Origin of the sequence: Ramlibacter sp., from assembly GCF_035706265.1 — a bacterium.
In the GTDB taxonomy this organism is placed as follows: Bacteria; Pseudomonadota; Gammaproteobacteria; order Burkholderiales; family Burkholderiaceae_C; genus Ramlibacter.
Genome location: NZ_DASSVG010000559.1, coordinates 1 through 9,920, shown reverse-complemented (window position 1 = coordinate 9,920; position 9,920 = coordinate 1). Strand labels below are relative to the sequence as shown.

Genomic DNA, 9,920 nt, shown 5'->3' with positions numbered 1-9,920 from the left:
TCATTTTTGCCTCAAAATTTTTTGGCGCTGCCGCGCCAGTCAAGGCCCGCCGATCCGCCGCTGGCTCACGACACCCGGTAGTTCGGCGCTTCCTTGGTGATCTGCACGTCGTGGACGTGGCTCTCGCGCATGCCGGCGGCGGTGATCTGGACAAATTCGGCGCGCGAGCGCATTTCCTCGATGCTGGCGCAGCCGCAATAGCCCATGGCCGCCCGCACGCCACCGGCGAGCTGGTAGACGATGGTGACCAGCGAGCCCTTGTATGGCACCCGGCCTTCGATGCCCTCGGGCACCAGCTTGTCGGCGTTCGGGTTGCCGGTGGTCGCTTCCTGGAAGTAGCGGTCGGCGCTGCCCTGCTGCATGGCGCCGATGGAGCCCATGCCGCGGTAGCTCTTGTAGCTGCGGCCTTGGTACAGCACGATCTCGCCGGGGGCCTCCTCGGTGCCGGCGAACATGCCGCCCATCATGACGGTGTGCGCGCCGGCCGCGATGGCCTTGGCGATGTCGCCGGAGTAGCGGATGCCGCCGTCGGCGATCAGGGGCACGCCGCTGCCGGCGAGCGCGGTGGCCACGTTGTCGATGGCCGTGATCTGCGGCACGCCGACGCCTGCGACGATGCGGGTGGTGCAGATCGAGCCGGGGCCGATGCCCACCTTGACGGCGTCGGCGCCGGCTTCCACCAGCGCCCGCGCGGCGGCGCCGGTGGCGATGTTGCCGCCGATCACGTCGACCTGCGGATAGTTCTGCTTGACCCAGCGCACGCGCTCGATCACGCCCCGGCTGTGGCCGTGGGCCGTGTCCACCACGATGGCGTCGACGCCGGCCTTGACCAGGCATTCGACCCGCTCCTCGGTGCCCTCGCCCACGCCGACCGCCGCGCCCACGCGCAGCCGCCCGCTCGGGTCGCGCGCGGCGTTGGGGAAGCTGGTCTGCTTGGTGATGTCCTTGACGGTGATGAGGCCCTTGAGCTCGAAGGCGTCGTTCACCACCAGCAGGCGCTCCAGCCGGTGCTTGTTCAACAGCGCCTTGGCTTCCAGCAGGCTCGTGCCCTCGCGCACCGTGATCAGCTTGTCGCGCGGGGTCATGATCTGGCTCACCGGCACGTCGTAGCGCGTCTCGAAGCGCAGGTCGCGGCCGGTGACGATGCCCACCACCTTGCCGCCATCGAGCACCGGGAAGCCGGAGATGCCCAGCTGCTCCTGCAGGGCCATCACCTGGCGCACGGTGTGCTGCGGCGTGATCACCACCGGGTCGCGCAGGACGCCGGACTCGTAGCGCTTCACCCGCGCCACCTCGGCGGCCTGCTGCTGCGGCGTGAGGTTCTTGTGCACGATGCCCATGCCGCCTTCCTGCGCGATGGCGATGGCCAGGCGGGCCTCGGTCACGGTGTCCATGGCGGCGGACACCAGCGGCATGTTCAGCTGGATGTTGCGGGAGAGCTGGGTCGCGAGGGATGTGTCCTTGGGAAGGACCTGGGAGAACGCCGGCACCAGCAACACGTCGTCGAAGGTGAGCGCTTTTCCGAGAAGGCGCATGGGAAGGGCTCCAAAAAAACGATTGTACCCGCGTGCACTTTTGCACAGGTTGCGTGGGGCTGCCGCGCCACGGCCCCCCTTCCCGGGGGGCCGGATTCCGGGCAGGCCGGGCTACACTGACCGCATGAATGCCGTTCGCCTCGCCGTCCTCTCGCTCGCCTGCCTGGTGCCCCTGGCCGCTGCGGCCGAATGGCAATGGCTCGACAACGCAGGCCGGCGGGTCTTCAGCGACCAGCCGCCGCCGCCCGACATCGCGCCCAACCGCATCCTGAAGCAGCCCGGCATGCGCAGCGCCGCCGTGCCGGCCGAAAGCGCGCCGGCGCCGGTCGCCGCGAAGACCGCCCCGGGCGGCGTCGATCCCACGTTGAAGCCGGCCGGCAAGGACCAGGCGCTGGAGGAAAAGCGCAAGCAGGCCGCCGCTGCGGAAGCGGAAAAGAAGAAGGCCGAGGAACAAAAGGTCGCCGCCGCGCGCGCCGACAACTGCACCCGCGCCCGCGGCGCCAAGGCCAACCTGGAGTCGGGCCAGCGCATCGTCTTCTTCAACGACAAGGGCGAGCGCGAGTTCATGGACGATGCGCGCCGGGCCGCCGAGATCCGGCGGGCCGAGGAAATCATCGCCAGCGACTGCCGCGCCGACCGTCAGTAACCAGGCTTCGCCCCCGGCCGGCGCTGGGCGAAGAGCCCCGCGGCCCGCGCCCCCTGCTTGCGGAAGCGCTCGCGCCGCGCCACCTTCGGATCCACGCGCAGCGGGCGGTAGATCTCGATGCGGTTGCCCTCGCGCACCGGCTGCTGCGGGCTGCAGCGGCGGCCCCAGATCCCGAGCTCGCCTTCATCCGGCATGGGCGTGCCGGCAGCGGCCGCGAAGCCGCTCGCACGCACCGCATCGGCCACCGTCGCGCCCTGCGGCAGATCGAGCGGCCACTCCACGACCTCGCGCGGGGCGGGCGACCAGCAGACCGTGACGTGCGCCATCAGCCGTAGATCTGTTCGGCGCGCTTGACGAAGGCGTCCACCAGGCTGCCTGCGATCTTGTCGAATACCGGCCCCACCATGGCGGAGAGCGCGGCGTTCTTGAAGCTGTAGGTCATCTCCAGCGTCACCTTGCAGGCGCGCTGGCCGGCCTCGCCCAGCGGCTGGAACTTCCAGGTGCCATCGAGGTTGGAGAACGGGCCGTCCACCAGCCGGATGCGCACTTCGCGCCCGGGCACGTGGTGGTTGCGGGTGGTGAAGGTCTGGTGGATGCCGCCGAAGGCGATGCCCATTTCGGCCTTCATGCCATCGGGCTCCAGCGCCACCACGCGCGAATGGTCGCACCAGGGCAGGAACTCGCAGTACTTGGCGACGTCGGTGACGAGCGCGTACATCTCTTCGGCGCTGTACCAGATCAGCACGGACTTGTGGATGGTCTTCATGGGAGAATTGCGGGCCCGCGCCACATTGTAGAGAGCCCTCGCGGCCCCCACCTGCCCCTCCATGGCAACCAAGAAAGAAACTCCCGCGCGCATCGCAGACAACAAGAAGGCCGCCTTCAACTACTTCTTCGAGGAGAGGTTCGAGGCCGGCCTGGTCCTCCAGGGCTGGGAGGTGAAGGCGCTGCGCGAAGGAAAGGCGCAGCTCACCGACGGCTACGTCGTGATCCGCGACGGCGAGCTGTTCCTCATCGGCTGCCAGATCAACCCGCTGAAGACCGCCTCCACCCACGTCACGCCGGAAGCGGCGCGCACGAAGAAGCTCCTGATGCACAAGGACGAGATCCGGCGGCTGATCGGCAAGGTGGAACAGAAAGGCCACACGCTGGTGCCGATCCAGCTGTACTGGAAGAACGGCCGCGCCAAGGTGGAGATCGCATTGGCGAAGGGCAAGGCCACGCACGACAAACGCGAGACCATCAAGGAGCGCGAAGGCAAGCGCGAAGTCGAGCGCGCCATGAAGGAGCGGCACCGCTGACGGGCACGGAATAAACCGGCCCCGCGCTTCGTTCATCCGAGTGAATACCACTCAAACAGGAGAACGACCATGCGCCTTGCTTCCCTCCTCGCCCCGCTCGCCCTCGCCGCCGCGCTCGCCGGCTGCAGCTCGATGTCGATGTCGTCGTCCAGCGCGCCCGCGCGCGTGGCCGACGGCGTGTTCGTCGGGCCCAACGGCATGACGCTCTACACGTTCGACCGCGACGCGATGGGTTCGGGCAAGTCGGTGTGCAACGGCCCGTGCGCCGTGAACTGGCCGCCCCTGATGGCCAAGGCCAGCGACCGCGCCAGCGGCGACTGGTCGATCGTCACCCGCGACGACGGCAGCCGCCAATGGGCCTACAAGGGCAAGCCGGTGTACTACTGGATCAAGGACACCAAGGCCGGCGACCGCACCGGCGAAGGCGTCAACAACGTCTGGCACCTCGCCCGCCCGTGAGCGCGTCTGTCCCGATGCGCGGATCCCCTCGCATCGGCTAGGCTCCCGGCATGAGCACTCCCACCGCGTCGCACAGCCTGGTCGGCCACATCCCCGACCTGCGGCGCTACGCGCGCTCGCTCACCGGCGATGCCTGGGCCGCCGACGACCTGGTGCAGGACACGCTGGAGCGCGCCTGCGAGCGCTGGCAGCTCTGGTCCGCCGGCAGCGACCTGCGCGCGTGGCTGTTCACGCTGATGCACAACCTGTTCGTCGACGGCGCACGCCGGGCCATGCGCCAGGGCGGCCAGCGCGTGGACCTCGACGACGTGGTGAGCGACCTGCCGGCGCCCGCCGAGAGCCCCGAGCAGACGCTCGACCTGCAGCGCTGCCTGCTGCGGCTGCCGCCCGAACAGCGCGAGGTGCTGCTGCTGGTGACGCTGCAGGACCTGCGCTACGAGGACGTCGCGCGCATCACGGGCGTGCCCATTGGCACCGTCATGTCGCGCCTGTCGCGGGCCCGCAGCCGGCTGCGCGAGCTGATGGAGGGTGGCGCCGCGGCGGCGGCCGCGGCCGCCCGTGCGCCCGCGCTGCGCCGCCTGAAGTGATGGAACGACCATGAAGGACAGCACCTTTCCCATGTCCGAGGATCCCGAGCTGCACGCCTACGTCGACGGCCGGCTCGATCCGCTGCAGAACGCCGCGGTGGAGGCGCGCCTGGGCGCCGATGCGGCGCTGGCGCGCCAGATCCACGCCTGGAAGGCCCAGCGCCTGGCCCTGCGCGACCTGCACGCCGAGGTGCTGGAGCAGCCCGTGCCGGCCCACCTGCTGCATGCGGCGCAGTTGCTCGATCGCCGCAGCAGCCGCTTCAGCCAGTGGTCCCGCTGGGGCGGCATGGCCGCCTCGGTGCTGCTCGCCTTCGCGCTCGGATGGGCCGGCCACCTGCAGTGGCAGGAGCGCACGACGACGGTGGCCACGGGTGCCCACGCCACCGGCCAGTTCGTGCGGCAGGCGGCCCTCGCCTATACCGTCTACGTGCCGGAGGTGCGGCACCCGGTCGAAGTGGAGGCCGCGCAGCAGCAGCACCTGGTGCAGTGGCTCTCCAAGCGCCTCGAGCGGCCGCTGAAGCTGCCGACGCTGCAGCCCTCGGGCTACGAGCTGGTGGGCGGGCGGCTGCTGCCGGGGGATTCCGGCGCCCGCGCCCAGTTCATGTACCAGAACGCCAACGGCGAGCGCGTCACGCTCTACGTCGGCGCCGTCGACGGCGCGGCCGGCAAGGGCATGGGCGAGACGGCCTTCCGCTTCGCCAACGAAGGCGGCGTGGCGAGCTTCTACTGGGTGGAGAACGGCTTCGGCTACGCCATCACCGGCAAGCTGCCGCGCCCGGCGATGCTGGTGCTCGCGGAGGCGGTGTACCGCCAGCTTTGATCACGCCAGCCCGCGCAGCGGGTGCGCGTGCGCCGGCCACGGGCTGTCGAAGAACGGCTTCACCATCGCCGGCGTGACGTCCTCGATGCGCGCCGGGTTCCACTTGGGCGCATGGTCCTTGTCGATGGCCAGTGCGCGGATGCCCTCGAAGGTCTCGCTGGCCGCACCCGGGCGCAGCTGGAAGCAGTGCCGCACCATGTCGCGCTCCATGCGCAGGTCCTGCGCCAGCGTGAGATGGCGGGCCCGCCGCAGGTGCTCCAGGGTCACGTGCAGCATCAGCGGCGAACGCTGGCGCAGCAGCGCCGCGGTGTGGGTGGCCCAGTCCGATCCGTCCGCCTCCAGCGCTGCGACGATCTCCGGCACCGAGCCCAGGCCGAAGAAGCGATCGATCTCCGCCCGCCGGCTCGCCAGCTCCAGCCCCTGCCCGCCCGCCGGTTGCCGCAGCCGCTCGCACAGGCGCTCGAAGGCCTCCGCATCGGCCAGGCTCTCCCACACGGCGGGCAATTCGGAGGAAGCGAGCACGCCGTCGGCCAGCCGCGCCGCCAGCGCATCGGACCAGCCGATCGCCTGCCCCGTGAGCGCGAGGTACTCGCCGATGCGTCCCGGGCAGCGGGCCAGGAACCAGCCGCCGCCGACGTCCGGGAACAGGCCGATGTTGGTCTCCGGCATCGCCATCTTCGTGCGCTCGGTGACGATGCGCAGGCTGGTGTCGCCGCCGTGGGCCGAGATGCCCATGCCGCCGCCCATCACGATGCCGTCGAGGAACACGACGTAGGGCTTGGGGTAGCCGTGGATCAGGTGGTTGAGCGCGTATTCCTCGGTGAAGAAGTCCTCCAGCCGCGGATCGCCCGCCAGCACCGCCTGGTGGAAGAAGCGGATGTCGCCGCCGGCGCAGAAGGCGCCGAAGGGCCCTTCGCGGCCCATGCCGCGCAGCGCCACGCGCTCCACCCGGTCGTCGTCGCGCCATTCGAGCAGGGCCGCCGTCAGGTCGCGGATCATCTCCAGCGACAGCGCGTTGAGCGCCCGCGGCCGGTCCAGCGTGATGAAGCCGGCGCTGCCCCGCACCTGCGTCACGACGTTGCTCATACCCTCTGCCTCCATCCCACCAGTTCGTTGACGACCAGCGCGCCGATCACGAGCGCACCCCCCGTGAGCACCGCCGGCCGGGGCACCTCCCCGGCGCCGAGCCAGGCCAGCAGGATCCCGAAGATCACCTCCAGCAGGCCGAGCAGCGACATCTCGGGCGCGTGCAGCACGCGCGCACAGAGTACCGCCAGCACGCAGGGGATGGCCAGCTGCACCAGGCCCAGCAGTCCCAGCAGCGCGACGTCGTGGGCGGAGGCCTGCAGGGGCATCGCCAGCGGCAGCGTCAGCACCGAGGAAATCGCGGCGCCCACCAGCACGGCCGGCACCAGGTCGACTCGGTTGCCGTGGGCATGGGCGCGCTGGTTGATCGTCCAGTTCACGCCGGCGGCCAGCGGCACGCACAACGCGACCAGCGTGCCGGTGAAGCGGCCGGCCTCGATCTGCACGCCGTACATGTAGGCGATGCCCGCGCCCGCGGCCAGGATGGCCAGCCAGGTGCGCGCCGGGATGCGGTGGCCGATCGCGATGCGCGCGATCAGCGCCGTGAGGAAGGGCCCCAGGGCCATGGTCACCAGCACGCTGGCCACGCTGGTGAGCGTGAGCGCCACCATGAAGGCAGTGAACATGACACTCCAGCACAGGCCCGACAGCCACAGCGGCCAGCCGCCGGTGCGGATCTTCGCGAACACCTGCCGGCCCTGGAAGAAAGGCAGGATCACCAGCAGCGACAGCACGGTGAAGAAACTGCGCCAGAAGGTCACCTCGAAGCTGCGCGCGTGCTCCAGGTGCCGCGTGATCACGCCCGCGATGGACCACATGAGGGTCACGGCGACCATGAGGAACACCGCGCGGGTGTGGGTAAGTTTCATTGTTCTTGTCGGCGTCGCTGCAAGTCAGGCCGCGTCAATACGGGTACCGGACGCAAAGGACGCAAAGAAGCGCAAAGGACGCAAAGGAGGACAAAGACGAATCCTTGAATCCTTTTGCGTCCTTTGCGGATCCTTTGCGTTCTTTGCGTCCGGCTGTTGGGTTGCCTGAAATCTTACGCCGCTTCGCGCAGAGCGCGCTTGCGCTCGTGCTCCTTCAGGTAGCGCTTGCGCAGGCGGATCGACTTCGGGGTGATCTCCACCAGCTCGTCGTCCTCGATGAACTCCACGCCGTATTCCAGCGTGAGCTCGATCGGCGGCGTGACCTTGATCGCGTCCTCCTTGCCGGAGACGCGGAAGTTGGTCAGCTGCTTGGTGCGCGTGGCGTTGACCACCAGGTCGTTGTCGCGGTTGTGCACGCCGACGATCATGCCTTCGTACACCGGGTCGTTCGCCTTCACGAACATGCGGCCGCGGTCGTCCAGCTTGCCCAGGGCGTAGGTGAAGATCTCGCCGTCGTCCATCGAGATCAGCACGCCGTTCTTGCGGCTGGCGATCTCGCCCTTGTACGGCTCGTAGCCGTCGAAGATGCTGGCGATCAGGCCCGAGCCGCGCGTGAGGTTCATGAACTCGTTCGAGAAGCCGATCAGGCCGCGCGCCGGGATGCGGTATTCCAGGCGCACGCGGCCGCGGCCGTCCGGCTCCATGTTCACCAGCTCGCCCTTGCGCTCGCCCAGGGCCTGCATCACGCCGCCCTGGTGCTGGTCCTCGATGTCCACCGTGACCAGCTCGATCGGCTCGTGCCGCACGCCGTTGACCTCGTGGAACAGCACGCGCGGCTTCGACACGGCCAGCTCGTAGCCTTCGCGGCGCATGTTCTCCACCAGGATGGTCAGGTGCAGCTCGCCCCGGCCCATGACCTGGAACACGCCTTCCTCGTCGGTCTCGTTGACGCGCAGCGCCACGTTGGACTGCAGTTCCTTCTGCAGCCGGTCCCAGATCTGGCGGCTGGTGACGTACTTGCCCTCGCGGCCGGCGAGCGGCGACGTGTTGACGCAGAAGTTCATGGTCAGCGTCGGCTCGTCCACCTTCAGCATCGGCAGCGGCTGCGGGTCGAGCGGATCGGTGAGCGTCACGCCGATGCCGATCTCCTCGATGCCGTTGACCAGCACGATGTCGCCCGGGCCGGCTTCCTTGACCTGCACGCGATCGAGGCCCTCGAAGGTCAGCACCTGGTTGATGCGGCCGCGCAGCTGCTTGCCGTCGGGGCCTTCCATCACCAGGACGTCGGTCGCGGGGCGCAGCGTGCCCTGGTTGATGCGGCCCACGCCGATGCGGCCGACGAAGCTGGAGTAGTCCAGGGCGGAGATCTGCAGCTGCAGCGGCGCGCTCGCGTCGCCCTCGTGCTGCGGCACGTGCTTCAGGATGGTGTCGAACAGGGCCGACATGTCGGGGCCCCACTGCTCGCCCGGCTCGCCTTCGGCCAGGGAGGACCAGCCGTTGATGCCCGAGGCGTACACCACCGGGAAATCGAGCTGGTCGTCGTTGGCGCCGAGCTTGTCGAACAGGTCGAAGGCGGCGTTGATCACCTTGTCGGGGTTGGCGCCGGGCTTGTCCACCTTGTTCACGACCACGATCGGGCGCAGGCCCAGGGCCAGCGCCTTCTTGGTCACGAAGCGGGTCTGCGGCATCGGGCCTTCCTGGGCGTCGATCAGCAGCAGCACGCCGTCCACCATCGAGAGGGCCCGCTCCACCTCGCCGCCGAAGTCGGCGTGGCCGGGGGTGTCGACGATGTTGATGTGCGTGCCCTTCCAGCTGACGGCGCAGTTCTTGGCCAGGATCGTGATGCCGCGCTCGCGTTCGATGGCGTTGTTGTCCATCACGGTGTCGACCACCTTCTCGTGCTCGGCGAAGGTGCCCGACTGCCGCAGCAGCTGGTCGACCATGGTGGTCTTGCCGTGGTCGACGTGGCCGATGATGGCGATGTTGCGGATTTGCGTGCTCATACGTTCTCTGGCTCGGCCACGCCGAGGATTTGCTGGATTTCGATCGGGCTCAGCAGGCGGGAGGGGATCAGTTCTCCGGCCTTCACATGGGCGGTTCCGAGGAGCGTGCTGGGCGACTCCCCGAAGACGGCGGCGTGTTCCGTGTCGCGCCAGCCGCCGCGGCGGCGCAGGCCGCTGAGGAAGCGGCCGGAATCTTCGGGGCCCAGCGTGACACGCGCGTGTCCCGCCAGCAGCGCTTCCACGGGAAGCAGGCGGGCCCCTCTCTCAGACTCGGGCAGCGCCTCGAGTTCCGCCAGCGTCAGGCAGTGCGAAACATCGAAGGGCCCCGTGGCAATTCTTCGCAGCGAGACCAGGCTCGCCCCGCAACCGAGGGCGGCGCCGAGGTCCTCGCCCAGCGTGCGGATGTAGGTGCCCTTGCTGACCTTGGCCACGATCTTCAGGAGATCGGGCGCGAGCAGGCTCAGCCGGAGGTCGAAGACGGTGACCTGGCGGGCCTCGCGCTCCACCTCGATGCCGGCGCGAGCGTATTCATATAAGGCCTTGCCGTCCTTCTTCAAGGCGCTGTGCATCGGCGGCACCTGGGTGAGGGGCCCGGTGAAGCGGGCCTGCACCTC

11 protein-coding genes and 1 pseudogene are annotated in these 9,920 nt (G+C 69.3%); 5 read left to right on the top strand and 7 right to left on the bottom strand.

Going from position 1 to position 9,920, the window contains the following annotated elements; all coding sequences use genetic code 11:
- Positions 1-65 precede the first annotated feature (65 nt).
- Positions 66-1,535 (bottom strand): IMP dehydrogenase, encoded by a 1,470-nt coding sequence (guaB, locus tag VFM98_RS20080; RefSeq protein ID WP_325111665.1) that lies wholly within the window; start codon positions 1,533-1,535, stop codon positions 66-68.
- A gap of 124 nt (positions 1,536-1,659) precedes the next feature.
- On the opposite strand from guaB, the gene VFM98_RS20075 reads away from it, so the two are divergent.
- Positions 1,660-2,181 (top strand): DUF4124 domain-containing protein, encoded by a 522-nt coding sequence (locus tag VFM98_RS20075; protein WP_325111664.1) that lies wholly within the window; start codon positions 1,660-1,662, stop codon positions 2,179-2,181.
- Here the strand turns inward: VFM98_RS20075 and VFM98_RS20070 are convergent.
- Both VFM98_RS20070 and VFM98_RS20065 read right to left on the bottom strand, forming a co-directional pair.
- Positions 2,175-2,507 (bottom strand): RnfH family protein, encoded by a 333-nt coding sequence (locus VFM98_RS20070; RefSeq protein WP_325111663.1) that lies wholly within the window; start codon positions 2,505-2,507, stop codon positions 2,175-2,177. The two genes, VFM98_RS20075 and VFM98_RS20070, sit on opposite strands and share 7 nt — an antisense overlap.
- Positions 2,507-2,947, bottom strand: a complete 441-nt coding sequence (locus VFM98_RS20065; RefSeq protein WP_325111662.1) for a type II toxin-antitoxin system RatA family toxin — start codon at positions 2,945-2,947, stop codon at positions 2,507-2,509. The genes VFM98_RS20070 and VFM98_RS20065 overlap by 1 nt, the downstream gene beginning before the upstream one ends.
- 61 nt (positions 2,948-3,008) lie before the next feature.
- Here VFM98_RS20065 and smpB point away from each other — a divergent pair, with 61 nt between their 5' ends.
- The 4 genes from smpB (at position 3,009) to VFM98_RS20045 (ending at position 5,348) form a co-directional block, all read left to right on the top strand.
- Positions 3,009-3,482 (top strand): SsrA-binding protein SmpB, encoded by a 474-nt coding sequence (smpB, locus tag VFM98_RS20060; protein ID WP_325111661.1) that lies wholly within the window; start codon positions 3,009-3,011, stop codon positions 3,480-3,482.
- A 69-nt stretch (positions 3,483-3,551) separates the two neighbouring features.
- On the top strand, positions 3,552-3,941 hold the full coding sequence (locus VFM98_RS20055) for a hypothetical protein (RefSeq protein ID WP_325111660.1): 390 nt from the start codon (positions 3,552-3,554) through the stop codon (positions 3,939-3,941).
- A gap of 50 nt (positions 3,942-3,991) precedes the next feature.
- Positions 3,992-4,528 carry an RNA polymerase sigma factor gene (locus VFM98_RS20050; RefSeq protein ID WP_325111659.1) on the top strand — a complete coding sequence of 179 codons (537 nt, stop codon included), beginning with the start codon at positions 3,992-3,994 and terminating at the stop codon, positions 4,526-4,528.
- A gap of 10 nt (positions 4,529-4,538) precedes the next feature.
- Positions 4,539-5,348 carry an anti-sigma factor family protein gene (locus VFM98_RS20045; RefSeq protein WP_414709053.1) on the top strand — a complete coding sequence of 270 codons (810 nt, stop codon included), beginning with the start codon at positions 4,539-4,541 and terminating at the stop codon, positions 5,346-5,348.
- Here the strand turns inward: VFM98_RS20045 and VFM98_RS20040 are convergent, their stop codons facing one another.
- From VFM98_RS20040 to truB, 4 genes and pseudogenes are all read right to left on the bottom strand, one after another.
- Complete coding sequence (locus VFM98_RS20040; protein WP_325111658.1) at positions 5,349-6,434, bottom strand: enoyl-CoA hydratase/isomerase family protein; 1,086 nt, start codon at positions 6,432-6,434, stop codon at positions 5,349-5,351. It lies immediately after the preceding gene.
- On the bottom strand, positions 6,431-7,303 hold the full coding sequence (locus tag VFM98_RS20035; protein ID WP_325111657.1) for a DMT family transporter: 873 nt from the start codon (positions 7,301-7,303) through the stop codon (positions 6,431-6,433). Before VFM98_RS20035 ends, VFM98_RS20040 begins: the two co-directional genes overlap by 4 nt.
- A 173-nt stretch (positions 7,304-7,476) precedes the next feature.
- The gene (typA, locus tag VFM98_RS20030) at positions 7,477-9,306 is read right to left on the bottom strand and encodes a translational GTPase TypA (RefSeq protein ID WP_325111656.1); all 1,830 of its coding nucleotides are present in this window, start codon (positions 9,304-9,306) and stop codon (positions 7,477-7,479) included.
- Positions 9,303-9,920, bottom strand: a pseudogene (gene truB / locus VFM98_RS20025) (tRNA pseudouridine(55) synthase TruB); the annotation flags it as partial. The pseudogene truB and the gene typA, both read right to left, overlap by 4 nt.

Excerpts from the sequence above, each read along its gene's own strand:
- guaB (WP_325111665.1), bottom strand. The coding sequence starts at position 1,535 with ATGCGCCTTCTCGGAAAAGCGCTCACCTTCGACGACGTGTTGCTGGTG.
- VFM98_RS20075 (WP_325111664.1), top strand. The coding sequence starts at position 1,660 with ATGAATGCCGTTCGCCTCGCCGTCCTCTCGCTCGCCTGCCTGGTGCCC.
- VFM98_RS20070 (WP_325111663.1), bottom strand. The coding sequence starts at position 2,507 with ATGGCGCACGTCACGGTCTGCTGGTCGCCCGCCCCGCGCGAGGTCGTG.
- VFM98_RS20065 (WP_325111662.1), bottom strand. The coding sequence starts at position 2,947 with ATGAAGACCATCCACAAGTCCGTGCTGATCTGGTACAGCGCCGAAGAG.
- smpB (WP_325111661.1), top strand. The coding sequence starts at position 3,009 with ATGGCAACCAAGAAAGAAACTCCCGCGCGCATCGCAGACAACAAGAAG.
- VFM98_RS20055 (WP_325111660.1), top strand. The coding sequence starts at position 3,552 with ATGCGCCTTGCTTCCCTCCTCGCCCCGCTCGCCCTCGCCGCCGCGCTC.
- VFM98_RS20050 (WP_325111659.1), top strand. The coding sequence starts at position 3,992 with ATGAGCACTCCCACCGCGTCGCACAGCCTGGTCGGCCACATCCCCGAC.
- VFM98_RS20045 (WP_414709053.1), top strand. The coding sequence starts at position 4,539 with ATGAAGGACAGCACCTTTCCCATGTCCGAGGATCCCGAGCTGCACGCC.
- VFM98_RS20040 (WP_325111658.1), bottom strand. The coding sequence starts at position 6,434 with ATGAGCAACGTCGTGACGCAGGTGCGGGGCAGCGCCGGCTTCATCACG.
- VFM98_RS20035 (WP_325111657.1), bottom strand. The coding sequence starts at position 7,303 with ATGAAACTTACCCACACCCGCGCGGTGTTCCTCATGGTCGCCGTGACC.
- typA (WP_325111656.1), bottom strand. The coding sequence starts at position 9,306 with ATGAGCACGCAAATCCGCAACATCGCCATCATCGGCCACGTCGACCAC.